This window comes from Blastococcus sp. SYSU DS0753 (assembly GCF_054051175.1).
The window spans coordinates 37,401-59,320 of the sequence record NZ_JBJHAT010000011.1 but is presented as its reverse complement, the minus strand read 5'-3'; the positions used below and the strand labels follow the sequence as shown (position 1 = coordinate 59,320).

At 75.1% G+C, this 21,920-nt stretch carries 27 protein-coding genes; 17 read left to right on the top strand and 10 right to left on the bottom strand.

The features are described from left to right. Window positions 1–124 precede the first annotated feature (124 nt). From ACI799_RS10865 to ACI799_RS10855, 3 genes are all read right to left on the bottom strand, one after another. A complete protein-coding gene (locus ACI799_RS10865; RefSeq protein WP_456590912.1) occupies window positions 125–742 on the bottom strand; it encodes a hypothetical protein in 618 nt (205 codons plus the stop codon). Window positions 743–851: 109 nt separating this feature from the next. Further along, complete coding sequence (locus ACI799_RS10860; RefSeq protein WP_456613068.1) at window positions 852–1,193, bottom strand: PspC domain-containing protein; 342 nt, start codon at window positions 1,191–1,193, stop codon at window positions 852–854. Window positions 1,194–1,287: 94 nt separating this feature from the next. Next, window positions 1,288–1,740: a nuclear transport factor 2 family protein gene (locus tag ACI799_RS10855; protein ID WP_456613067.1), complete on the bottom strand. Its 453-nt coding sequence runs from the start codon at window positions 1,738–1,740 to the stop codon at window positions 1,288–1,290. 149 nt (window positions 1,741–1,889) lie between these two features. Here ACI799_RS10855 and ACI799_RS10850 point away from each other — a divergent pair, with 149 nt between their 5' ends. The 9 genes from ACI799_RS10850 (at window position 1,890) to ACI799_RS10810 (ending at window position 8,240) form a co-directional block, all read left to right on the top strand. After that, on the top strand, window positions 1,890–2,429 hold the full coding sequence (locus ACI799_RS10850) for a dihydrofolate reductase family protein (RefSeq protein WP_456613066.1): 540 nt from the start codon (window positions 1,890–1,892) through the stop codon (window positions 2,427–2,429). A 71-nt stretch (window positions 2,430–2,500) separates the two neighbouring features. Continuing rightward, a complete protein-coding gene (locus ACI799_RS10845; protein ID WP_456590916.1) occupies window positions 2,501–2,737 on the top strand; it encodes a hypothetical protein in 237 nt (78 codons plus the stop codon). Between the two features lie 124 nt (window positions 2,738–2,861). Beyond that, window positions 2,862–3,362 (top strand): hypothetical protein, encoded by a 501-nt coding sequence (locus tag ACI799_RS10840; protein WP_456613065.1) that lies wholly within the window; start codon window positions 2,862–2,864, stop codon window positions 3,360–3,362. Between the two features lie 166 nt (window positions 3,363–3,528). Next, window positions 3,529–3,804, top strand: coding sequence for a hypothetical protein (locus tag ACI799_RS10835; RefSeq protein ID WP_456613064.1), 276 nt, complete (start codon window positions 3,529–3,531; stop codon window positions 3,802–3,804). Between the two features lie 81 nt (window positions 3,805–3,885). Continuing rightward, window positions 3,886–4,479, top strand: coding sequence for a carboxymuconolactone decarboxylase family protein (locus ACI799_RS10830; protein ID WP_456613063.1), 594 nt, complete (start codon window positions 3,886–3,888; stop codon window positions 4,477–4,479). Beyond that, entirely contained in the window at window positions 4,476–5,345 is an 870-nt protein-coding gene (locus ACI799_RS10825) for an RNA polymerase sigma-70 factor (protein ID WP_456590920.1), read from the top strand. Before ACI799_RS10830 ends, ACI799_RS10825 begins: the two co-directional genes overlap by 4 nt. 34 nt (window positions 5,346–5,379) lie before the next feature. Next, window positions 5,380–6,564: an NAD(P)/FAD-dependent oxidoreductase gene (locus tag ACI799_RS10820; protein WP_456590921.1), complete on the top strand. Its 1,185-nt coding sequence runs from the start codon at window positions 5,380–5,382 to the stop codon at window positions 6,562–6,564. A 114-nt stretch (window positions 6,565–6,678) separates the two neighbouring features. After that, window positions 6,679–7,086, top strand: coding sequence for a YciI family protein (locus ACI799_RS10815; RefSeq protein ID WP_456613062.1), 408 nt, complete (start codon window positions 6,679–6,681; stop codon window positions 7,084–7,086). Next, complete coding sequence (locus ACI799_RS10810; protein ID WP_456613061.1) at window positions 7,083–8,240, top strand: RNA polymerase sigma factor; 1,158 nt, start codon at window positions 7,083–7,085, stop codon at window positions 8,238–8,240. Before ACI799_RS10815 ends, ACI799_RS10810 begins: the two co-directional genes overlap by 4 nt. A gap of 4 nt (window positions 8,241–8,244) precedes the next feature. On the opposite strand, the gene ACI799_RS10805 is transcribed toward ACI799_RS10810, so the two are convergent. The 6 genes from ACI799_RS10805 to ACI799_RS10780 form a co-directional block, all read right to left on the bottom strand. Continuing rightward, window positions 8,245–8,442 (bottom strand): hypothetical protein, encoded by a 198-nt coding sequence (locus tag ACI799_RS10805; protein ID WP_456580839.1) that lies wholly within the window; start codon window positions 8,440–8,442, stop codon window positions 8,245–8,247. A 115-nt stretch (window positions 8,443–8,557) separates the two neighbouring features. Continuing rightward, window positions 8,558–9,631 (bottom strand): redox-regulated ATPase YchF, encoded by a 1,074-nt coding sequence (ychF, locus tag ACI799_RS10800; RefSeq protein WP_456613060.1) that lies wholly within the window; start codon window positions 9,629–9,631, stop codon window positions 8,558–8,560. A gap of 271 nt (window positions 9,632–9,902) precedes the next feature. Then, window positions 9,903–10,550 carry a response regulator gene (locus ACI799_RS10795; RefSeq protein ID WP_456590926.1) on the bottom strand — a complete coding sequence of 216 codons (648 nt, stop codon included), beginning with the start codon at window positions 10,548–10,550 and terminating at the stop codon, window positions 9,903–9,905. Next, window positions 10,547–11,794 carry a sensor histidine kinase gene (locus ACI799_RS10790; protein WP_456599727.1) on the bottom strand — a complete coding sequence of 416 codons (1,248 nt, stop codon included), beginning with the start codon at window positions 11,792–11,794 and terminating at the stop codon, window positions 10,547–10,549. The genes ACI799_RS10795 and ACI799_RS10790 overlap by 4 nt, the downstream gene beginning before the upstream one ends. Continuing rightward, window positions 11,791–12,633: an ABC transporter permease gene (locus ACI799_RS10785; RefSeq protein ID WP_456590928.1), complete on the bottom strand. Its 843-nt coding sequence runs from the start codon at window positions 12,631–12,633 to the stop codon at window positions 11,791–11,793. The genes ACI799_RS10790 and ACI799_RS10785 overlap by 4 nt, the downstream gene beginning before the upstream one ends. After that, window positions 12,630–13,529, bottom strand: a complete 900-nt coding sequence (locus ACI799_RS10780) for an ABC transporter ATP-binding protein (RefSeq protein ID WP_456613059.1) — start codon at window positions 13,527–13,529, stop codon at window positions 12,630–12,632. The genes ACI799_RS10785 and ACI799_RS10780 overlap by 4 nt, the downstream gene beginning before the upstream one ends. 154 nt (window positions 13,530–13,683) lie before the next feature. Between ACI799_RS10780 and ACI799_RS10775 the strand changes: the two genes are divergently transcribed. From ACI799_RS10775 to ACI799_RS10755, 5 genes are all read left to right on the top strand, one after another. Next, window positions 13,684–15,165: a DNA-3-methyladenine glycosylase 2 family protein gene (locus ACI799_RS10775; RefSeq protein WP_456599729.1), complete on the top strand. Its 1,482-nt coding sequence runs from the start codon at window positions 13,684–13,686 to the stop codon at window positions 15,163–15,165. After that, a complete protein-coding gene (locus tag ACI799_RS10770) occupies window positions 15,165–15,704 on the top strand; it encodes a methylated-DNA--[protein]-cysteine S-methyltransferase (RefSeq protein WP_456599730.1) in 540 nt (179 codons plus the stop codon). The genes ACI799_RS10775 and ACI799_RS10770 overlap by 1 nt, the downstream gene beginning before the upstream one ends. Before the next feature lie 41 nt (window positions 15,705–15,745). Next, window positions 15,746–16,828, top strand: a complete 1,083-nt coding sequence (locus tag ACI799_RS10765; protein WP_456590932.1) for a DNA recombination protein RmuC — start codon at window positions 15,746–15,748, stop codon at window positions 16,826–16,828. A 186-nt stretch (window positions 16,829–17,014) separates the two neighbouring features. Beyond that, window positions 17,015–17,677 carry a DUF6542 domain-containing protein gene (locus ACI799_RS10760; protein WP_456590933.1) on the top strand — a complete coding sequence of 221 codons (663 nt, stop codon included), beginning with the start codon at window positions 17,015–17,017 and terminating at the stop codon, window positions 17,675–17,677. A 53-nt stretch (window positions 17,678–17,730) separates the two neighbouring features. Further along, a complete protein-coding gene (locus tag ACI799_RS10755) occupies window positions 17,731–17,931 on the top strand; it encodes a hypothetical protein (RefSeq protein ID WP_456590934.1) in 201 nt (66 codons plus the stop codon). Between the two features lie 15 nt (window positions 17,932–17,946). Here ACI799_RS10755 and ACI799_RS10750 read toward each other — a convergent pair whose 3' ends face one another. After that, window positions 17,947–18,918, bottom strand: coding sequence for a 4-hydroxy-3-methylbut-2-enyl diphosphate reductase (locus ACI799_RS10750; RefSeq protein ID WP_456613058.1), 972 nt, complete (start codon window positions 18,916–18,918; stop codon window positions 17,947–17,949). A gap of 145 nt (window positions 18,919–19,063) precedes the next feature. Here ACI799_RS10750 and ACI799_RS10745 point away from each other — a divergent pair, with 145 nt between their 5' ends. The 3 genes from ACI799_RS10745 (at window position 19,064) to ACI799_RS10735 (ending at window position 21,877) form a co-directional block, all read left to right on the top strand. Further along, on the top strand, window positions 19,064–20,323 hold the full coding sequence (locus ACI799_RS10745) for a hypothetical protein (RefSeq protein WP_456590936.1): 1,260 nt from the start codon (window positions 19,064–19,066) through the stop codon (window positions 20,321–20,323). 76 nt (window positions 20,324–20,399) lie between these two features. Then, window positions 20,400–21,662, top strand: coding sequence for an exodeoxyribonuclease VII large subunit (xseA, locus tag ACI799_RS10740; RefSeq protein ID WP_456590937.1), 1,263 nt, complete (start codon window positions 20,400–20,402; stop codon window positions 21,660–21,662). After that, window positions 21,659–21,877 (top strand): exodeoxyribonuclease VII small subunit, encoded by a 219-nt coding sequence (locus tag ACI799_RS10735; RefSeq protein ID WP_456590938.1) that lies wholly within the window; start codon window positions 21,659–21,661, stop codon window positions 21,875–21,877. The genes xseA and ACI799_RS10735 overlap by 4 nt, the downstream gene beginning before the upstream one ends. Window positions 21,878–21,920: the final 43 nt, after the last annotated feature.

Below are 21,920 nucleotides of genomic sequence, written 5' to 3'. Positions count from 1 at the left end.
ACGTCGGTTGCCTGGCGCAACGCCGCCTGCCCGCCGCACCTTCCCCTGCGCCCTGGGAGCGTTCCGACCGCTCCGCGGGTCCTGCAGTGGCCGTGGAGCGCCGCGAACACCCCCAGAGCGTGGGTCAGCGGCTCTGCAGCGCGTCCAGCGCGACAGCCATCGCCGCCGCCACCCGGAAGTCCAGGCGGTCGTCGGGAACGGTCACCGTGTACTGGTCGCGCAGCGCGATCCGCTTCTCGCTGCTCATCACCAGCGCCCCGGTCCGGCTGTCGGTGAAGTCGAAGTGGAAGAGGAACGGCACCGGGATGCTGTCGAGGAACGGGATGAGGCCCCACACCCGGCGCAGCAGCGCGATGAACCGGTTGCGCTCCTGGCCGACGGCGTCGATGCCGGGCGCCGACAGATGCCAGGTGGAGCGCAGCAGGCTGGCGCCGAACGCCTTCCGGAAGTAGCCGACGGGCTGCCCGTGCTCGTCGAGGACGTCGTGCTCGGCGCCGACGTCCAGCCGCTGGCGGGCCTTGAAGGAGAACACCCGCCGGCTCTTGGACTCGTCGGCGAAGAAGGTGACCTCCTCCCGCAGCTTCATCCGCTTCTGCTCGGCGAGGGCGAGGAGCTGCCCTTCGCTGCCGTCGGGGTTCGCCGAGCGCACCTCGTAGCGGTTGACCATCATCGTGACTCGCTGCCGGACGAAGAACTTCGGCACGACCACAGGGGCCGGCTGGGGCGCGGGGGGAACGGTCACGACGGTGCTCCAACAGTGGTCGACGGCTGGGGTCGGCCCATCCTGTCGGATCGGCGCCCCTCGCGGGCCGGTGCCGACCGTCGGCCGGCCCGCGGGAGGGCGACCGGGCTCACCGCGGGGACGCCGCCCGCCCACCGGTGAGGACGTCGTGCAGCCGCTGCACCTGCCGCTCCAGAGGGCTGGGATTCTCGTCGTCCCGCATCGGCCCCGCGGGCATCAGCACCCACAGCAGCAGGTAGACGAGGATGCCGGCACCACCGGCGACGGTCAGGCCGACGAAGCCGACCCGCCACAGCACGGCGTCGATGCCGGTGTACTCGGCGAGCCCGCCGCACACCCCGCCGGCCATGCGGTCGGTGGTGCTGCGCCGGAGCTCCGGTCGCCGCGGCGGGCGCTGCTGCCCGCCGTCGGGGGCGTCCGCGGGCGGAGGGAGGGGAACTGAGTTCGTCATGCCACGAGCCTGCGCGCGGCGCCGCCGGCGCGACATCCGGTGACACCCGGATCCGTCCCCGAGAACGGCGCTCGGGGTCTCCCCCGGCCGGACCTCACCGCAGCGGGAGCGGCGTCGTGTCGCCGGCCTCCCGCGGGCCGAGGATCCAGCGCTCCTCGAGGGCGATGGGCACGTCGTTGATGCTGGCCTCCCGCCGGCGCATCAGGCCGTCGGCGGCGAACTCCCAGTTCTCGTTGCCGTAGGAGCGCCACGTGCGGCCCTCGGCGTCCTGCCACTCGTACTGGAAGCGCACCGCGATGCGGTCGTCGGTGAAGGCCCACAGCTCCTTGCGCAGCGCGTAGTCCAGCTCGCGCTGCCACTTGCGGGTCAGGAAGTCCACCACCTGGTCACGGCCCCGCAGGAACTCGGCGCGGTTCCGCCAGACGGTGTCCTCCGTGTAGGCCTGCGCCACCCGGACCGGGTCGCGGGTGTTCCACGCGTCCTCCGCGGCGCGCACCTTCTGCTGGGCGGTCTCCAGGGTGAACGGCGGGAACGGTGGTCGGGACACGCGGTGCCTCCTCGGGCGCAGCGGCGGCCGCCTGCCGGCCACCGGGTGCCAGCCTGCCGGGGGTGCGGGCCCCCTCGCACGCCGGCCGATGAGTTCGCCGCGGCCGGCCCGTCTAGGTTCTCGACGACCGGTTCACCGAAGGAGATCCCGTGGGACGCATCGCCGCCGCCCTGTTCACCACCGTCGACGGTTCGGCCGAGCGCCCGGACCAGTGGCACGGGCCGTACTTCGACGAGGCGATGGGCGCGGCCATGGACCGGCACCTGGGCCGGTGCGAGGCCTACCTGATGGGCCGCGTCCTGCACGACCAGTGGGCCCGGTACTGGCCCGGCAACGACAGCGACGAGTTCGCCGAGTTCATCAACCCGGCCACCAAGTACGTGCTGTCGACGACGCTCCAGGGCTCCGACTGGGCCGGGACGACGGTGCTGCGCTCCCTCGACGAGGTGCGGGCGCTGAAGGAGCGCACCGCCGGCACCATCGGCATGTCCGGCAGCCTGACGACCGTGCGGTCGCTGCTGGAGGCCGGCCTGCTCGACGAGCTGGTGCTGCTGGTGGACCCGGTCGTGGTCGCCGGGGAGCGCCGCTGGACCGACGAGCTGGGCCGCACCCCGCTGGAGCTGCTGTCCTCGGAGGCCTTCCCGACCGGCGTCCTGCACCTGGTCTACCGGCCCGCCCGGGAGGGTTGAGACGCCCGGTCGCCGCCAGGTGTTCCGGACCGCGTCACCGGGCGGACACCTTCGGTGCCCACGCTGGCGCCATGACGGCGAGCCTCTTCGTGATCGGGATCCGGGTCGGCTGGATCGGGCGTGACGTCCGGTCGGACGACGCCGGGGCCGGTCGCGCGGACGACGTCGTGCACGCGGTCGCCAAGCCGGTGGTGGACGGGCTGGAGGCGTCGCTGTGCGGGCAGCTGGTGCGGGCGACCGCCGCGCAGGACTGGCCCACGCAGCACGGCACGGCGCGGTGCGGGGAGTGCGCCCGCCTCGCCGGCTGATCCCGGCGGCCGCGGTACGACTGTTACCGGGTCGCTCCCCTGCCGTGCGCGCGCTGCTCCCCCACGGGTCACCTTCCGGCCGGAGCCTGGTGCTGTCCGGACGGAGACGATCCAGGAGGAAGCCATGACCACGCCCGCAGCCAAGCCGCCGGCCACGTCCACCACCGAGCCGAAGAACCGCAAGCAGTCCGACGAGGACGCGGCCGGCACCGAGCCGACGACGCCGGAGCTCGACGAGCTGGCCCGTACCCGCGAGGAGGCCGAGGACCGGGCCCGGGAGCTGCTGGCCGCCCAGGTCCTGCAGGAGGCCCGCAACGGATCCCACGACGAGCGGGCCCGCCAGCTGGTCCTCGCCGTCCGCCGCGACCTCCTCGTGGAGCTGCGCGAGCAGGAGCAGGAGCAGGCCCGCCGGCAGCTCGCCGCGGCGGCGGACAGCAGCGAGGACGCCGTCGTCGGCCTCGTGCAGGGGGTGACGACGATCGTGCGCAGCTTCGTGCCCGCCGTGCTCGTCCGGCCGGAGGAGGTCATCGAGACCACCTACGCCCTGGCCGACCAGGGGCTGCGCGTGACCCGCCGGCTGGCGCTGACCCTGACCGAGAGCGTGCGCGGGCTCGTCACGACCTGACGGGGCGCGCTCCGTCGGCGAGGGCCGCCGGGTCCCCCCCGGCGCCCCTCGCCGACGCACGGCGTCCGGTCCACCGCCGCTGGGTGGCCTCCTCCCCTGCTCTCCCGGCGTGCTCGATGCCCGCGAGAGCTCACGACCGGTCCGGGCCGACCGGTGGCGGTGGCCCGTGCGCACCCTGGCGGTCCTCGCCGTCGTGTGCTGGGCCGCCTCCTACAGCTGGCTCCTCGGGTGGACGCCGCCCACCCGGTGGGTCCACCCGACCGCGTCGCCGTGGCTGGTCATGGAGCTCGCGGCGGTGGCAGCCGGGGCGGCCGCGGTGGTCGGCGGCGCCGTGCTGGCCGGGCGAGGGAGCGCCGCCGGCCGGCGCACCGGGGTCCGGTCGGCGTGGCTGGGCGGCCTGGCGCTGCTCGCGACCGCCGCCGGTCTCGCCGTCGCCGTGTGACTCCGTGGACTTCCTCGCCCTGTCACACCGGCGGCGCGGCCGGTGTCTCCATGTCGTCGGATCGACACACCTGGAGGAGACATGGCGAGCAGCACGCGGGTCCCCGCGACCGAGGTCACCGGCATCTACGGAGGCCTGGTGAAGGCGATGTGCCGGAGGATGTTCGGCCAGGTACCGGAGTCCGTCGGCGTGCTCTGGCACCACCCGGCCGTGGTCAAGGACCTGATGGGCCTGGGCCGCAAGGCCGACGCGTGGCACCGGCTGGACCCCCAGCTCGCGACCTTCGCGTCGATGGCCGCGGCCGCGACCGTCGGGTGCAGGTTCTGCCTGGATCTCCACTACTTCATGACGCGCAACCGCGGGCTCGACGAGGCGAAGGCCCGCGAGGTGCCGCGCTGGCGGCAGTCGACGGTGTTCACGCCCCTGGAGCGGCGAGTGATGGAGTACGCCGAGGCGATGAGCCAGACGCCGCCGGCCGTGACCGACGAGCTGTCGGCCGCGCTGCTGACCGACCTCGGCGCGCCCGCGCTCGTCGAGCTGACCGCCCGGGTCGGCGCGATGAACCTCACGGCGCGGGCCAACGTCGCACTCGGCATCCGCTCACAGGAGTTCGCGGCGTCCTGCGGCCTGCCGCCGCTGGCCACCCCTTCGCGGGACGGCCTCACCCCGGCATGACCGACGACCCCTTCCCCGCCCACCGCGGCCTGCTCTTCACCGTCGCCTACGAGCTGCTCGGCTCGGCCGCCGACGCCGACGACGTGGTGCAGGAGACCTGGCTGCGGTGGGCCGAGGTGGACCCCGCGACGGTGCGGGACCCGCGCGCCTACCTGGTGCGGATCGTCACCCGGCAGGCGCTGAACCGGCTGCGGACGATCTCCCGCCGGCGCGAGGACTACGTGGGCGAGTGGTTGCCGGAGCCGCTGCTGACCGGCCCCGACGTCGCCGAGGACGTCGAGCTCGCGGAGAGCGTCTCGATCGCGGTGCTCACGGTGCTGGAGACGCTGGGACCGGTCGAGCGCGCGGTCCTCGTGCTGCACGAGGTGTTCGACGTGCCCTACGACGAGATCGCCGAGGCGGTGGGCAGGTCCAGCGCCGCGGCGCGGCAGATCGCGCACCGGGCCCGCGAGCACGTGGCGGCCCGACGACCGCGGATGACGGTGAGCCGCACCGAGCAGCAGCAGGTCGTGGACCGGTTCCTCGCCGCGCTCACCGGTGGCGACGTGCAGGCGCTGCTGGACGTCCTGGCGCCCGACGTCGTCGTGGTCGCGGACGGCGGCGGTCTGGCGCCCGCCGCCCGGCGACCGTTCGCGGGCCGGGCGCGGGTGGCGAACGCGCTGTCCCGGTTCGCCGAGCTCGCGCCCGGCGTGCGGATCACCACCCCGCTGGTCAACGGGGCGGTCGGGGCGCGGATCGACCCCGGCGGCGAGTTCGACACCGTGGTCACGTTCGTCGTCGAGGACGGCCGGATCAGCCGCATGTACGCGGTTCGGAACCCGCACAAACTGGGCAGGCTCGACACGGTGGCCGAGCTGCGGCGTTGACCAGAGGTCCGCGGCCTGATCCTGGGGAGCGGACGTGGCGGGAACGAACGTGCTCATCGTGGGCGGCGGCAACGCCGGCATCTCCCTGGCGGCGCGGCTGCTCCGGGACGGGGTGGAGGACGTCACCGTCGTGGCGCCGTCCCCGGTGCACCGGTACAAGCCGCTGCTGAACTACGTCGCCGCGGGCGAGGCGTCGATGGCGGAGCTCGAGCGCCCGATGGCCGACGTCGTGCCGGACGGGTGCACGTGGATCCGCGACGCCGTCGACGCCGTCGACCCCGCCGCCATGACGGTGCGCACCCGCGGGGGCCGGACCCTGCACTGCTCGACCCTCGTGCTCTGCCCCGGCCTCGTGGAGGACTGGGACGCGACGCCGGGGCTGCAGCGGGCCTACACCGAGGGGTGGGCCGCGTCCTCGTACGTGCCGGGCAGCGCCCCGCTGGTGTGGCCGGGCGTGACGTCGCTGCGGGCCGGCTCCGTGGTCTTCACCGTGCCCCCGGAGCCGGCGTCCTGCGGGCCGACCGCGCTCAAGCCGCTGTTGATGGCGTGCGACCACTGGCGGCGCGCCGGCGTGCTGGACGACCTGCAGGTCCGCCTCGTGCTGCCGGCGGCGGCGGGGACCGGCATCCCGGAAGCGGACCGGTACCTGGAGGACGTGTTCGCCGGCTACGGCATCGAGGTGCTGCGCGAGTCACGGATCGAGCGGGTGGACGGCGACCTGCACTCGGTCACGATCACCTCCTCGAGCGGCCGGCGGGTGCTGGAGGACGTCGCGTTCGCGCACGCCGTCCCGCACTACCGGGCGCCGCGCTGGATCGCCGACGCCGGCCTCGCCGTCGATGCCTCCCCCGGCCTGGTGGACGTCGACCCCGGGACGCTGCGGCACCGCCGGCACGGGTCGATCTGGGGCCTCGGCGACGCCGCCGACCTCGCCACCCGCCCGTCGGGGGGCGCGCTGCGGAAGCAGGTGAAGGTGCTGAGCGAGAACCTGTCGGCCGCCGCGACGGGCAAGCCGATGCAGCAGTACAACGGCTACACGGTCATGCCGATCACCGTGACCCGCCGGAAGCTGATGCTGAACGAGGTCGACCGCGACAACCGGTCCCAGCCGTCGGTGCCCTTCCTCGACCCGTTCGTGCCGCGACGCTGGCAGTGGCTGTTCGACCGCTACGGGCTGCCGCAGGTCTACTGGCACCGCATCCTCCGCGGCCGGGTCTGACCCCGTCCTGAAGGTCCTCGACAGGGCCCGCGCCCCATGTCGAGAATCCGAGCGCGGCTCCGTCCCCCGGGTGCGAACGGCCAGAATGGGCCGTACCTCACCAGGGAGAACACCATGGCCAAGTACCTGCTGCTCAAGCACTACCGCGGCGCGCCGGCGGCGGTGAACGACGTCCCGATGGAGAAGTGGACGCCGGAGGAGATCTCGGCCCACGTGCGGTACATGCAGGAGTTCGCCGAGCGGCTGGAGGGCACCGGCGAGTTCGTCGACGGGCAGGCGCTCGCGCCCGAGGGCACGTGGGTCCGCTCGGACGGCGAGGGGCGGCCGCCGGTCACCGACGGCCCGTTCGCGGAGACGAAGGACCTCATCGCCGGCTGGATGGTGATCGACGTCGACAGCTACGAACGCGCGGTCGAGCTGGCCGGTGAGCTCTCCGCGGCTCCTGGCGCAGGTGGGGAGCCGATCCACGAGTGGCTGGAGCTGCGCCCCTTCCTGACGGCGCCGCCCACCGTCACGGAGTGACCGCACCGGTGGACGAGACCCTGCTCCGGGCGCTCATCCCCACCGTGATCGGGATCCTCGGCCGCCGCGGAGCCGACTTCGCGGCGGCCGAGGACGCCGTCCAGGAAGCGTTGGTCGAAGCCGTCCGGGTGTGGCCGGACGACCCGCCGCGCGACCCGCGGGGATGGCTGGTCACGGTGGCCTGGCGCAAGTTCCTCGACGCCACCCGCGCCGAGTCCTCCCGGCGGCAGCGCGAGCTGCGCGTCGAGGCCGAACCGCCGCCGGGGCCGGCCGAGGTCCTGGACGATTCCCTCCGGCTCCACTTCCTGTGCGCCCACCCGTCCCTGACCCCGGCCTCGGCGGTCGCGCTCACGCTGCGCGCGGTCGGCGGCCTCACCACGCGGCAGATCGCCCAGGCGTACCTCGTGCCGGAGGCGACCATGGCGCAGCGGATCAGCCGGGCCAAGCGGACCGTGTCGGGCGTCCGGTTCGACCAGCCCGGGGACATCGCGACCGTGCTGCGGGTCCTCTACCTGGTCTTCAACGAGGGCTACTCCGGCGACGTCGATCTCGCCGCGGAAGCCATCCGCCTCACCCGGCAGCTCGCCGCCGTCAGCGACCACCCCGAGGTGTCGGGGCTGCTGGCGCTCATGCTGCTGCACTCCGCGCGCCGCCCGGCACGAACCCGCCCCGACGGGAGCCTCGTGCCCCTGGCCGAGCAGGACCGCACCGCGTGGGACACCCGGTCGATCACCGAGGGCGTCGAGGTGCTGCAGGCCGCGCTGGCCCGCGACCGGCTGGGTGAGTTCCAGGCGCAGGCCGCGATCGCCGCGCTGCACGCCGACGCACGCACCGCCGGGGAGACCGACTGGGTGCAGATCGTGGAGTGGTACGACGAGCTGGTGCGGCTCACCGGCAGTCCGATCGCCCGCCTCAACCGGGCCGTCGCGGTCGGCGAGGCCGACGGTGCGCGGGCCGGTCTGGCCGCCCTGGCCGAACTGGATCCCTCGCTCCCCCGCTACTCCGCCGTCGCGGCGTACCTGCACGAGCGCGACGGCAACCCGGCGACGGCGGCGCGGCTCTACGCCGAGGCCGCCCGTGCCGCACCGAACCTGCCCGAGCGCGACCACCTCATGCGCCAGGCAGCCCGGCTCAACGCCCTCGCGGACGAATGAGCCGCTACCGCTGCTGCCGGCGGGCGATGAGGACGAGGCCGCCCACCAGGATCACGAGGGGCGCCCAGCCCGGCAGACCGAAGGGGCCGACGATCAGCTGGATCACGAAGATCGCGAGCTGGAAGGCGACGATGAAGCCCACCAGGAGCAGGATCCCGAAGAGCAGCGGCCGTTCCGCCTGCAGCTGTCGCAGGTAGTCCATCAGGTCTCCTCGGTCGTGGGGCACCCCGGCGATACCGGCCATCGGGGACATCGACACCAGAACGTTGCTCCTGTAGCCCCTGTTCCGCGCGTCCACCGTGGGGTGCGCCCGGAGGTCACACGTTGAAGCGGAACTCCACGACGTCGCCGTCGGCCATGACGTAGTCCTTGCCCTCCATGCGCACCCAGCCGCGGGACTTGGCCTCGGCCATGGAGCCGGCCTCGACCAGCTGGTCGAAGCTGACGATCTCGGCCTTGATGAAGCCGCGCTGGAAGTCGGTGTGGATGACCCCGGCGGCCTGCGGGGCGGTGGCGCCGACCGGGATGGTCCAGGCGCGCGACTCCTTCGGCCCGGCGGTGAGGTAGGTCTGCAGCCCCAGGGTGCGGAAGCCGACCTTCGCCAGCTGGTCCAGCCCGGGCTCGCTCTGCCCGATCGACTCGAGCAGCTCGGCGGCCTCGTCGGCCGGCAGCTCGATCAGCTCCGACTCGGTCTGCGCGTCGAGGAAGATCGCCTCCGCCGGAGCCACCAGCGCCCGCAGCTCGTCGAGCTTCTCGCTGTTCGCGAGCTCGTCGGCGTCGACGTTGAAGACGTAGAGGAACGGCTTGGTGGTTAGCAGCGTCAGCTCGCGCAGCGGCTCGGGGTCGACGCCGGCGGAGAAGAGGGTCTTCCCCTCGTCCAGCACCTTCTGCGCGTCCTGGGCGGCGGACAGCAGCGCGGCGCGCTCCTTGTCCTTCTTCGCCTCCTTCTCCAGCCGCGGGATCGCCTTCTCCAGCGTCTGCATGTCGGCCAGCACGAGCTCGGTGTTGATCGTCTCGATGTCGTCCGCCGGGCTCACCTTGCCCTCGACGTGCACGACGTCGGGGTCGCTGAAGACCCGGATCACCTGGCAGATCGCGTCGCTCTCGCGGATGTTCGCCAGGAACTTGTTGCCCAGGCCCTGACCCTCGCTGGCGCCGCGCACGATGCCGGCGATGTCCACGAAGGACACCGTCGCCGGGATGATCTTCTGCGAGCCGAAGATCTCCGCGAGCTTCTCCAGCCGCGGGTCGGGCACCCCCACCACGCCGACGTTCGGCTCGATCGTCGCGAACGGGTAGTTCGCCGCGAGGACGTCGTTCTTGGTCAGGGCGTTGAACAGGGTCGACTTGCCGACGTTGGGCAGGCCGACGATCCCGATGGTGAGGCTCACGGGAGCTCAGAGTACGGCCCCGGCGCACCGCCTCCGGACGCCCGACATCGTGGTGGCACCCGCGCGGCGGCGCCCACCACCGTGGGCCTCCCCGCCCTGATGAGGTCCGTGCTCCAGTTCCCCCCGCCGCCGGCCGACGACCGTGATGGATCGGTCGAAGGGATACAGCGTGGGCAAGCACCGCACGGACGCAGCTCGCGGCGGGTCCCTGCGGAGCGGCCGTGGTGCGGCCCAGGTCCAGGGCTGCCCCTCGGGGCCGATGACGATCCGGTCACCGCCCCGGCGAGGGCAGCAACCCGCGCTCCACCGCCACCAGCACCGCCCGGGTCCGGTCGTCCACCCCGAGCTTCGCGAAGACCCGCAGCAGGTGCGTCTTCACCGTCGCCTCGCCGATGAACAGCTGCCGGCCGATCTCGGCGTTCGTCAGCCCCCGCGCCACGCCCGCGAGCACCTCCAGCTCGCGCGCGGTCGGCGCCTCGGCGGCCGGGGCCCGCAGCCGCGAGACCAGCCGCGCGGCGACCGGCGGCGCCAGCACGGTCTCCCCGCGGGCCGCGGCCCGGACGGCGTCGGCCAGCTGCGGCAGTGGCGTGTCCTTCAGCAGATAGCCGGTCGCCCCCGCCTCCACCGCGCGCACGATGTCGGCGTCGGTGTCGTAGGTGGTCAGCACCAGCACGCGGACGTCCGGGTGCGCGGAGAGGATGCGCCCGGTCGCCGTGACGCCGTCCATCCGTGGCATGCGGAGGTCCATGAGGACGACGTCCGGCGCCAGCTCGGCCACCCGCGCCAGCGCCTCGGCCCCGTCGCCCGCCTCCCCGACCACGTCGAGGTCGGGCTGCGCGTCGAGCCACCCGACCAGGCCGCCCCGGACCACGGGGTGGTCGTCGACCACCACCACCCGGATCACCGCGCTGCCGCTCACGAGGCCGGCACCCGCACCGTCACCCGCGTGCCCTCACCGGGCGCCGACACCACGTCGACCTCGCCACCGACCGAGGAGACGCGGTCGCGCAGCCCCTCCAGCCCCGCACCGCGCGCGCGGGACGGTTCGAAACCCACCCCGTCGTCCTCCACGTGCACCGACACCTGCCGCGCCCCCTCACCGCCGACGACCGACACCCGGATCACCACCGCCCGCGCCGCCGCGTGCCGGCGCACGTTGGTCAGCGCCTCCTGCGCTCCCCGGAGCAGGACGACCTCCTCGTCGCGGCGCAGCGCCAGACCGCCGTCCAGCGCCGACGTGTCCACGCGCACCGGGAGGCCGGTCTCGCGCCCGAACCGCTCGGCCAGGCGGGCCAGCGCCTCGACCAGGGTCGAGCCGTCCAGCGCCACCGGCCGGAAGGCGGCGACCATGGCGCGCGCCTCGGCGAGGTTCTCCCGCGCCACCTCCTCGATCAGCGTCAGCCGTTCGCGGGCGACCACCGGGTCGGCGGCGAGCTGGGCGGCCGCGGTCTGCGCCAGGACCACGATGCTCGTGTAGCCCTGCGCGAGGGTGTCGTGCACCTCCTGGGCCAGCCGCTCCCGCTCGGTCAGGACACCGCGCTCGTGCTCGGCGCGGGCCAGCTGCGCCCGGGTGCGCTCCAGCTGCTCGATGAGCTCGGCGCGGTGAGCGCTCTGGTGCAGCACCCGGCTGATCCACAGCCCCAGCGCCAGGCTGAACAGCAGGCTGATGGCGGTCTGCACCAGCACCTCCCGGGCCAGCTCCCCCGATACCGCGCGCACCAGCGGGCCGGCCGCGGTGGCGGCTGCCAGCAGCACGGTCCACGCCACACCCGTCGTCCGGCCGTGCACGACGAACCACACCTGCGGATAGGCGAGGAACAGCAGGAAGAACAGCTCCGGGGACAGGAACCCGAGCGCGCAGAACCCGGCGACGAGCACCGCCAGGTAGACGACCGCACGGACCGGCGCATCACCGCTCAGCGCCGGCGCACCGGCCAGCACGTACGCCAGCGCGAACCCCGCCAGCACCCCCAGGACGGCGGTCAGCCGCCCGCCGTCGTGGTCGGCGACCGCCGTCGCCACGGCCAGCCCCCACAACGCCGCCGAGATGACGTGCATCCCGACGACGGTCGCCCGCCAGCCGCGCTCGGACAGCGGTTCGGCGCCGCCCTCCTCGTCCGCGGGCGGGAGGAAGGCGGCGCCGAGCCGGCTGCGGACGCTCATCCGGCGTTCCGCCGCCAGCGGAACGTCCGGGCGCAGACCACGACGCCGATGATCACCCATGCGGCCAGCACCACGGCAGTGGTCCCGTGCTCCCAGCTGCCCGCGGGCTCCGCGGCCGCGGCCGCGTCGGGCAGGAAGACCGAGCGCATGCCCTGCGTCATCCACTTGAGCGGGAAGACCGCGGCCAGCTGCTGCATCCACCCCGGCAGCTCCGAGAACACGAAGAACACGCCGGAGAAGAACTGCAGGACGACGGCGACCGCCGGGATGCCCGCGCCCGCCGCCCGCGCGCTGCCGACGAACGACGACACCGCGATGCCGAGCACCGTGCCGGCGAGGATGCCCAGCACCGCCACCCAGGCGAAGGTCAGCCAGCGGCCGGCGTCGCCGGGCATCGGCACGTCGTAGACCGTCGCCGCCACCACCAGCAGCACCGTCAGCTGGACGACGGTCGTGAGCAGCACCTGGCCGGCCTTGCCGATCCCGTACGCCAGCGGCGGGGTGCCCAGCGTCTGCAGCCGCAGCAGGTCGCCGCGGTCGCGCTCCTCGGTGATCGCGAGGCCGACGGCCTGGAAGCTGGTCAGCATGATCCCCGTCGCGGCGATGCCGGCGAGGAAGTACTGCCGGAAGTCCACCCCGGGCGCCACCTCGCGGCCGGCGAAGATCGAGCCGAAGATCACCAGCATCACGACCGGGTAGGCGAACGAGAACACCAGCTGGCCCGGGTCGCGGACGAACAGCCGCAGCTCCAGGGCCACCCTGGCCCGCCCGATCGCCCAGGCCCCCGGGGGCGCCGGACGGCGGGCGGCCGGCGGCGGGGTGGGCAGCAGGGCGGTCATCGGGGAGCTCCCTCGGAGACGAGCCGGAGGTAGACGTCCTCCAGGCCGGGGCGGGTCACGGTCAGGTCGGGGATCTCGCCGGTTGGGGTCGCCGCCAGCAGGTCGCGCAGGACGCCGGCCGGCGTGCGGGTGACGACCTCGCGCACGACGCCGTCCTCGGTCCAGCGCACGGTGGCCTCCTGCCGCAGCGCAGCGCCGAGCGCCCCGGGCGCGGCCACCTCCACCAGCCGGCCCGCCGCGATCACCCCGACCCGGTCGGCCAGGTGCGCGGCCTCGTCGAGGTAGTGGGTGGTGAGCACGATGGTGGTGCCGCGGTCGCGGAGCCCCTCGACCAGCGACCAGAACTGCCGGCGGGCGACCGGGTCGAGCCCGGTCGTCGGCTCGTCGAGGAAGAGCAGCTCCGGCCGCCCCTGCACGCCCAGCGCGACCTCCAGCCGCCGCCGCTGCCCGCCGGAGAGCCGGTCGACGCGCGTGCCCGCCGCCCCCTCCAGACCGACGGCGGCGAGCAGCTCGACGCTGTCCTGCGGGGTCGCGTGGTAGTGCGCGTAGTGGTCGACCGTCTCGCGCACGGTGAGGGCGTCACCCGCCCCGGTGCTCTGCCCGACGACACCGACGCGGTCCCGCCAGCGCCGGTCGGCGCCGGCCGGGTCCTCCCCCAGCACCTCGAGCGTCCCGCCGTCCCGCCGCCGGAGGCCGGCGAGGATCTCGACGGTCGTCGTCTTGCCGGCCCCGTTCGGGCCCAGCAGGGCGAACACCTCGCCCCGCCGGACGTCGAGGTCGACGCCGTCCACGACGGCCCGCCCCCCGTACCACTTCACCAGACCGCGCACCCGCACGGCCGGTCGCTCGCCGGCTGCCGCACCGGGCACGTCCGGCGCCTCGTGGATCGTCGTCATGCAGCCAGCATCGCCGGAGAGCCACCCCGGGGGAACGACCGGAGCGCTGATCCGCCGTCCACCGACCGGTGGACGGCGGACGGCCCCGCCCACCCCCACGGCGGCGTCCGAAAACCGCCAGGAGCCGTCCCCTTGCACTGGCATGCTCGACGACGTGACCGAGCTCCTGGACCACGAACGCCGCTACCGCGCCGTCGCCGGCCGGGACGCACGATTCGACGGATGGTTCGTCACCGCGGTGCGCACCACCGGCATCTACTGCCGCCCCTCGTGCCCGGCCCGCACACCGCTCGCCCGCAACGTCACCTTCTTCTCCACCGCCGCCGCCGCCCAGGGGGCCGGGTACCGGGCGTGCCGGCGGTGCCGTCCCGACGCCGTCCCCGGATCCCCCGAGTGGGACGTGCGCGCCGACGTCGTCGCGCGGGCGATGCGCCTGATCGCCGACGGCGAGGTGGAGCGCTCCGGGGTGCCGGGCCTGGCCGCCCGGCTGGGGTACTCCGAGCGACAGCTGCACCGGCTGCTCGTCGGGGAGCTCGGCGTCGGCGCGCTTGCCCTGGCCCGGGCCCGGCGTGCGCAGACCGCCCGGGTGCTGCTGGAGACCACCGGGCTCCCGGTCACCGACATCGCGTTCGCGGCCGGGTTCGCCAGCGTGCGCCAGTTCAACGACACGGTGCGGGAGGTGTTCGCCACCACCCCGACCGAGCTGCGCCGCGCCCGCCGCGGCGCCCCGGCCGGGCAGCCCGGCTGGTTGACGCTGCGGCTGGCCGCCCGGGCGCCGTACGCCGCCGACGAGGTCCTGCTCTTCCTGGGCGCGCACGCCGTCCCCGGGCTCGAGGAGTGGGACGGGAGCACCTTCTCGCGAGTGCTCGACCTGCCGCACGGCCCGGCGGTGGTCCGGCTGTCCCCGGCGGCCGACGGCAGCGCCGCGGTGACCGCCCGCCTGCGGCTGACCGAGCTGCGCGACCTGGGCGCCGCGGTGACCCGCTGCCGGCGGATGCTCGACCTGGACGCGGACCCGGCTGCCGTCGACGAGGCCCTGGGCGGGGACCCCGCGCTGGCCGCGCTCGTCGCCGCCGCTCCCGGGCGGCGGGTGCCCGCCTCGCCGGACGCCGAGGAGCTCGCGGTCCGCGCGGTGCTCGGGCAGCAGGTGTCGGTCGCGGGCGCACGGACGCTCACCGCGCGGCTGCTGGCCGCCGGCACACCGCTGGCCGAGCCGGTCGGCTCGCTCACCCACGCCTTCCCCCGGGCCGCCGCCCTCGCCGACGCCGACCTCGGCGCGGTGGGGCTGACCGGCGCACGGCGCCGCACGGTCACCGCGCTGGCCGCCGCGCTGGACCGGGGCGACATCGCGCTCGACCCCGGCGCCGACCGGGAGGCGGCCGGGCGGGCGCTGCTCGCCGTCCCCGGCATCGGCCCCTGGACGGCGGCCCTCGTCGCCCTGCGCGGCCTCGCCGATCCCGACGTGTGGCTGCCCGGCGACCTCGCGCTGCGCCGGTCGCTGGCCGCGCTCGGCAGCTCCGACGTCGAGGCCGCCACCCGCTGGCGGCCCTGGCGCTCCTACGCCGTGATGCACCTGTGGGCGCTCGCCGCGCCGTCCCTGTTCACCCGCACGCCCGCCCTCCCGAGGAGCGCCTGATGACCGTCCCGACCCGCACCCGGCACGCCACCGTCGCCACGGCACCCGGCCCGTTCACCGTGGTGGTGGACACCGACCCCGACGGCCGGGAGGTCGTGCTCGCCAGCGGCTGGACCGCCGAGGTGGCCGACCTGCTGGCCGTGGTGCACCCGTCCCTCCGTCCGGTGTCCAGCGAGCTCGCCCCCCGACTGGACGTGCTCGACGCCGTCGAGGAGTTCCACGACGGCCGGGTGGGCGCGATCGACGCCGTCGCGGTCCGGCAGCGCTCCGGACCGTTCCTGCAGGAGGCCTGGGACGTGCTGCGCACAGTGCCGGCCGGGGCGCCCGACACCTACGCGGCCTTCGCCGCCCGGTGCGGCCGTCCCGCGGCGGTGCGCGCGGCGGCGAACGCCTGCGCCCGCAACGCGACGGCCCTGTTCGTGCCGTGCCACCGGGTGCTCGGCTCCGGCGGCGGGCTGGGCGGTTTCCGCTGGGGGACGCCGGTCAAGCGCTGGCTGCTCGACCACGAGGCGGCGCACGCCGGCGTGCCCGCCGGCTGACCTCCCCGGAACTGTCGCACCCCTCCGGCAGGGTCGCGCCCATGGACGCCGCTTCCCTCATCCTCGGGCTCCTCCTGGGCGCGCTGCTCGGTGCCGCGATCACGCTGGGCGTCGTCACCCTGCTCGCCCGCCGCCGCCCGGAGGACACGGGGCTGGAGCCGGTGCACGAGTCGCTCGACCACCTGCACCGGCTGCTGGCCGGCATGGAACGGGCCCGGGCCACCGCGCACGGGGAGCTGCGCGAGCAGATGGGCACAGTCGGCCAGGCCTCGGCGCAGCTGAAGCACGAGACCGCCGCGCTCGTCACCGCACTGCGCACGCCGCACGTCCGCGGCCGCTGGGGCGAGGTGCAGCTGCGGCGCGTGGTCGAGGTCGCCGGCCTGCTCGAGCACTGCGACTTCGTCGAGCAGCCGGGCGGCACCAACGACGAGGGCGCCGGGGTCCGCCCCGATCTCGTCGTCACCCTGGCCGACGGCCGGCAGGTGGTGGTCGACGCCAAGGTGCCGTTCGCCGGCTACATCGAGGCGGTGCAGGCCGAGGACCGCGACGTCCGCGCCCAGCGGGTGGTGGCCCACGCCCGGCAGCTGCGCACCCACGTCGACCAGCTGGCCGCCCGCCGGTACCCGACCGCCTTCCGGCCGGCGGCCCCGTTCACCGTCCTGTTCGTCCCCTCCGACGGGTTCCTGACGACGGCGCTGGAGGCCGAACCCGGCCTGCTCGAGTACGGCTTCGCCCGCGACGTGGTGCTCGCGACGCCGAGCACCCTGCTGGCCCTGCTGCGCACGGTCGCCTACTCCTGGCGCCAGGAGCGGCTGGCCCGCGACGCCGACCAGGTGCTCGAGGTGGGCCGGCGGCTGCACGCCCGCCTCAGCACGCTCTCCGGGCACCTCACCCGCCTGGGCTCGGCGCTGTCGACCACGCTCACCCGCTACAACGAGACGGTCGGCTCCTACGAGCGCTCGGTGCTGACCGCCGCGCGCCGGTTCGACGACCTGGGGATCGCCGAGGCCCCCGTACCCGAGCCTGCCCCGGTGGAAGCGACCATCCGCACGCTGCGGCCGGCCGACGACCTCGGGCGGCTGGACCCGGCCGGGGTGGAGGAGCGCGACGGCACCGCGGGCTGACGCGGGCCGGACCGCCGGACGGACTCGTCCACCCCGCCCGTCACAACCATCACCCTGCGCTACTGGGCCACCACAGGATGCCTGCGACGCGATGGCCTCCTCCCGCGAACTGCCAGCTCGGGTCGCTACCGTTGCCCCGGAGGTCGGCCAGCCGGGTCGTCCTCGGGAGCGGGACGGAGGTGCGCCATGGCCACGGCGAGCACGGCGGGCGCATGGCAGAGCGGAGGACGGCCCGATCGGCCGTACCCCGCACGCGCACCGCGTCCCCCCGTCGCCAGCGACCGCCCGGCCCGCCCCGCGCGCCCGTCCCGTGCCGGCGCACCCGCACCCGGTCGCGCCGGCGAACGCCTGCGCGCGGCCGAGCGCGAGTACGCGGATGACCGGTCACAGCCGGCCGGTCCCCGCCGTCGCGAGCCCGGCCCGCCGCGGCCGAGCGCTGGGCGCCCCGCGCAGGAGCGCGGCCGTGCGCAGACCGCGTCGCCCGCCGCCGCACCGGGGAGTCGGCTGCGCGGCTCCCTCGCCGTGCTCGGCGTCTTCCTGCTGACCCTCGCCGGCGGTGCGGTCGACTCGTTCTTCGGCATCGGCCTGGGTCTGATCACGCTGGTCGCGCTGGCGATCGGGGTCTCGGCGGCCACCCTGCTCGTCCGGCGCCGGGACCTGCTGACCGTCATCGTCGCGCCGCCACTGGTCTTCACGCTGGTCGCGGTCGTGAACATCGTCCTCGCCCCCTCGGCGACGCTGAACCTGCCCACCATGGCGACCCTGCTGGTCCGCGGGTTCCCGACGATGGCCGTCGCGACCGCGATCGCCCTCCTGCTGAGCGTCGTGCGGCTGGTCACCCGCCGCTGACCACGGCGGCCCTACAGCCGCCCTGACACGCTCGCCCCGACGGTGGGCCGGGGATGGAGGAGGACGACGTCATGGAGCTGCTGCTCTGGCTGGCCGCGGGGGGCGCCCTCCTCGCAGTCCTGGCACTGATCGTCGTGCGGCGCCAACGGCGCAGCGGCCGGTCGGACGCCCCGCACCTGTCGACGAGGCACGGCGCCCCATCCCACGGCTCCCCCAGCAGCAACGACTGGACGTTCGGGGGTGGCGTCGGCTGAGGCCGGCGGGCGTGCTCAGTCGGTGGTGTCCCGCTTCGCCTTCTCTGCCCGGCGCAGCTCGTGCGGCAGCGCGAACACCAGCCGCTCCTCGGCGGCCTTCACCGTCCCCACGTCGGGGTAACCGCGGACGGCGAGCCAGTCCAGCACCTCGCTCACCAGGATCTCGGGCACCGACGCACCGCTGGTGACGCCGACGGTGCCGACCCCCTCGAGCCAGGCCTCGTCGATCTCCGCGGCGTAGTCGACCAGGTAGCTGGCGCGGGCGCCGGCCTCCAGGGCGACCTCCACCAGCCGCACGGAGTTCGACGAATTCGTGGAACCCACCACGAGGACCAGGTCGCACTCGCCGGCCATCTGCTTCACGGCCTGCTGCCGGTTCTGCGTGGCGTAGCAGATGTCGTCGCTGGGCGGCGACTGCAGCCCCGGGAACCGGTTCTTCAGCTGGTCGACGGTGGCCAGGGTCTCGTCGACCGACAGCGTGGTCTGCGACAGCCACACGACCTTCTCCGGGTCGCGCACCTGGACGTTCGCGACGTCCTCGGGCCCGTCGACGAGCTGGATGTGGGTCGGGGCCTCGCCGGAGGTGCCCTCGACCTCCTCGTGGCCGCGGTGGCCGATCAGCAGGATGTCGTAGTCGTCCCGGGCGAACCGCTTGGCCTCCTGGTGCACCTTCGTGACCAGCGGGCAGGTGGCGTCGATGGTGCGCAGATGCCGGTCGGCCGCCTCCTGGTGCACCGCCGGGGAGACGCCGTGCGCGCTGAAGACGACGACCGACCCCTCGGGCACCTCGTCCGTCTCCTCCACGAAGATCGCCCCGCGCCGTTCCAGCGTCGCGACGACGTGCTTGTTGTGGACGATCTGCTTGCGGACGTACACCGGGGCGCCGTGGATCTCCAGCGCCCGCTCGACGGCGACCACCGCCCGGTCCACGCCGGCGCAGTACCCCCGGGGATCGGCCAGCAGGACACGTCCGCGCTGTTCAGCCATGGGCCCATGGTAGGTGGGTGAGGGCCGCCGGGCGGGCGTGCACGGGTGGCCCCGGACACGGATGTGACCAGCCGCATCCCTCCTACAGGCGCATCATCCCTGGTCGGGGGTGTCGGGCGGGGCGTTCTGGGGCACGCTGTGCAGCATGGCCCGTGAGATCCCCGAGGTTGTCCGCGCCGCCGCCGGTCTGGCGGCCACCGTGCTCGACGAGGCGCGCAAGCTCCCCGAGACCCTGCCCGGCCTTCCCGTGCGCGTGATCGGCATGGCGATGCAGCACGCGATGAAGGTGCAGCAGACCTACGCCGGGTTCGTCGCCCGCGGCGACGAGCTCCTCGTCGGGCTCCGCGGCGAGGCGGAGCCCGGTCTGGCGACCTTCGACGACGACGTGGAGCCGCCCACCGGCTACCGCGGCTCCGCCTTCGACCGGGCCGCCGACGGCGGCACGATCACCGACGAGGAGGTGGCCGAGCTCCCCGACGACCCGGCCGCCGACGCGGTGGTCGCCGCCATCGACGACCTCGGGGAGGAGCTGGTGGAGGACCTCGCCGACGGCCTCGAGGAGCTCGCCGACGGCGCGGACGAGGCCCAGCAGGCCCTCACCGACCTGCCGGTGGAGGAGGCGCCGAGCACCGACGAGGTGCTCGACGAGCTCGCCATCGACGAGGTCGTCCCCGAGGTGCCCGACACCGACCCGCTGGACCAGGGGCCCGCGGACGCGCTCGCCGCCGACGACGCGGTGGTCACCGAGGACGCCGGCGCCCTGGAGCGGGCGCTGCTGGAGTCCGAGCCCGCTCCGGCGGCTGCTGCCGAGCAGCCCGAAGGTGGTGAGAGCGTCGACGTGCTCACCGCCGGCGGCGAGGTGGCGACCGTCGACGCGGCGGTCACCGACGAGGGCATCGCCGTCGTCGAGGAGCCGCAGGAAGGCGCCGGCACCGACGAGACGGTCGCGGCCACCGACGGCACCGCCACCGCCGCGACGGGCACGAACGCCGGCCCGGACGTCGCCGTGGACGAGAGCGGCAGCCCGGTCGCCGCCGCCACCGGTGTGCGGACCGACGTGGGCGGCACCGACACCGCCGGGACCGACGCCGCGATCGACGAGGGAGCGGCCGTCGGCGCCGTCGGGGAGGGCTCCGCCGCACCGACCGACGACCCCCAGGGCGGCAGCGAGCTGTCCGGCGCCCAGGCCGCCGGGGCGGCCCCCGTCGACGGCTACGACAGCTTCTCGATCGCCCAGCTGCGCGGCCGTCTTCGCGGCTACCAGCTCAACACGGTCTCCGACCTGCTGGCCTACGAGCAGGCCACCCGCGCGCGCGAGCCGTACCTGCGGATGCTGCGCAACCGGCTGGAGAAGCTCGAGGAGCAGGCGGTCGAGGCCAGCCCGCTGGCCCCGCGGGGCACCTGAGGGACGGCCCCTGCCCCGGTCGGATCGGTGCGGGGGCAGCCCAGGGGGTGTCGGTGCCGTCTGACACCCTCAGGTCATGACCGCCCCGTCGTCCCCCGAGTCGCCGTGGCCGGTCCGCACGGTGGCTCGCAAGGTGGCCGACTGGATCGGCCGGCTGGGCGAGGTCTGGGTCGAGGGGCAGGTCGCCCAGCTGTCGCGGCGGGGCGGTGCGGCCACCGTGTTCCTCACCCTGCGCGACCCGGCGGCCGACCTGTCGGTGCCGGTCACCTGCCACCGCGAGGTCGCCGAACGCCCCGGCCTCGAGCTCACCGAGGGCGCCCGCGTCATCGTGCGGGCCCGGCCCGACTACTACGTGGCCCGCGGCTCCTTCTCCCTGCGGGCCACCGAGATCCGCGCCGTCGGGCTGGGTGAACTGCTCGCCCGCATCGAGCGGATCCGCCGCCTGCTGGCCGCCGAGGGCCTCTTCGCCGTGGCCCGTAAGCGGCCGCTGCCCTTCGCACCCGGCGTCGTGGGGCTGATCACCGGCCGGGACAGCGCCGCCGAGCGGGACGTGCTGGTGACCGCGCGCCGGCGGTGGCCGGCGGTGCGCTTCGCGCTGCACCACTGCGTCGTGCAAGGGCCACAGGCGGCCGCGAACGTCATCGAGGGGCTGCGGAAGCTGGACGCCGACCCGGCCGTGGAGGTCATCGTGATCGCCCGCGGCGGCGGCTCGGTCGAGGACCTGCTGCCCTTCTCCGACGAGGGCCTGGTGCGCGCCGTCGCCGGCTGCCGCACCCCGGTCGTCACCGCCGTCGGCCACGAGACCGACACGACGCTCGTCGACCACGCCGCCGACGTGCGGGCCGCCACCCCTACCGACGCCGCCCACCGGATCGTGCCGGAGATCGGTGAGCAGCGGCGGCTCGTCGACGGGCTTCGCGCCCGCGCCCGGCACCTGGTCGCCGCCCGGCTGGAGCAGCAGGAGCGCTGGTTGGAGTCGGTCCGGACCCGGCCGGCGCTCGCCTCCCCCGACCGGCTGCTGCACGGCCGGGCCGACGACGTCGAGGGCCTGCGCACCCGCGCCCGCCGGACGCTCACCCACCGCGTCGAGGCGGCGGAGCGCGACCTGGAGCACGCCCGGGCACGGGTGGCCGCCCTCTCCCCGGCCGCGACGCTGGACCGCGGCTACGCCGTCGTGCAGCGGGCCGACGGCGCGCTGGTGCGCGATCCCGGCGACGTGGCCGACGGCGAGCTGCTGCGGGTGCGGGTCGCCGGCGGCCGGCTCCCCGTCCGCGTCGACCGGAGCGCGACCGCCTCCCCCGGCACCGAAGCCACCACCGTCCAGGAGGACCCCGCATGAGCGCCGACGAGCGCACCCCCGAGCCGACGACCACCTACGAGCAGGCCCGGGAGGAACTGGCCGACGTCGTGCGGCGGCTGGAGGCCGGCGGCCTGACCCTCGAGGAGTCGCTGACCCTCTGGGAGCGCGGGGAGGATCTGGCCCGGGTCTGCCAGCACTGGCTCGACCGGGCCCGCGAGCGCCTGGCCGCCGCCGCGCCCGGCGAGGAGCCCTGAGCGGCTCCTCGGCCGGCGCGCACTGCCGCGACGGCCCGCGACG

Coding starts and splice junctions, on each gene's coding strand:
- ACI799_RS10860 (WP_456613068.1), bottom strand. CDS start 1,193: ATGACGAACTCAGTTCCCCTCCCTCCGCCCGCGGACGCCCCCGACGGC.
- ACI799_RS10845 (WP_456590916.1), top strand. CDS start 2,501: ATGACGGCGAGCCTCTTCGTGATCGGGATCCGGGTCGGCTGGATCGGG.
- ACI799_RS10840 (WP_456613065.1), top strand. CDS start 2,862: ATGACCACGCCCGCAGCCAAGCCGCCGGCCACGTCCACCACCGAGCCG.
- ACI799_RS10830 (WP_456613063.1), top strand. CDS start 3,886: ATGGCGAGCAGCACGCGGGTCCCCGCGACCGAGGTCACCGGCATCTAC.
- ACI799_RS10825 (WP_456590920.1), top strand. CDS start 4,476: ATGACCGACGACCCCTTCCCCGCCCACCGCGGCCTGCTCTTCACCGTC.
- ACI799_RS10815 (WP_456613062.1), top strand. CDS start 6,679: ATGGCCAAGTACCTGCTGCTCAAGCACTACCGCGGCGCGCCGGCGGCG.
- ACI799_RS10805 (WP_456580839.1), bottom strand. CDS start 8,442: ATGGACTACCTGCGACAGCTGCAGGCGGAACGGCCGCTGCTCTTCGGG.
- ACI799_RS10790 (WP_456599727.1), bottom strand. CDS start 11,794: ATGAGCGTCCGCAGCCGGCTCGGCGCCGCCTTCCTCCCGCCCGCGGAC.
- ACI799_RS10785 (WP_456590928.1), bottom strand. CDS start 12,633: ATGACCGCCCTGCTGCCCACCCCGCCGCCGGCCGCCCGCCGTCCGGCG.
- ACI799_RS10780 (WP_456613059.1), bottom strand. CDS start 13,529: ATGACGACGATCCACGAGGCGCCGGACGTGCCCGGTGCGGCAGCCGGC.
- ACI799_RS10770 (WP_456599730.1), top strand. CDS start 15,165: ATGACCGTCCCGACCCGCACCCGGCACGCCACCGTCGCCACGGCACCC.
- ACI799_RS10765 (WP_456590932.1), top strand. CDS start 15,746: ATGGACGCCGCTTCCCTCATCCTCGGGCTCCTCCTGGGCGCGCTGCTC.
- ACI799_RS10760 (WP_456590933.1), top strand. CDS start 17,015: ATGGCCACGGCGAGCACGGCGGGCGCATGGCAGAGCGGAGGACGGCCC.
- ACI799_RS10755 (WP_456590934.1), top strand. CDS start 17,731: ATGGAGGAGGACGACGTCATGGAGCTGCTGCTCTGGCTGGCCGCGGGG.
- ACI799_RS10750 (WP_456613058.1), bottom strand. CDS start 18,918: ATGGCTGAACAGCGCGGACGTGTCCTGCTGGCCGATCCCCGGGGGTAC.
- ACI799_RS10745 (WP_456590936.1), top strand. CDS start 19,064: ATGGCCCGTGAGATCCCCGAGGTTGTCCGCGCCGCCGCCGGTCTGGCG.
- xseA (WP_456590937.1), top strand. CDS start 20,400: ATGACCGCCCCGTCGTCCCCCGAGTCGCCGTGGCCGGTCCGCACGGTG.
- ACI799_RS10735 (WP_456590938.1), top strand. CDS start 21,659: ATGAGCGCCGACGAGCGCACCCCCGAGCCGACGACCACCTACGAGCAG.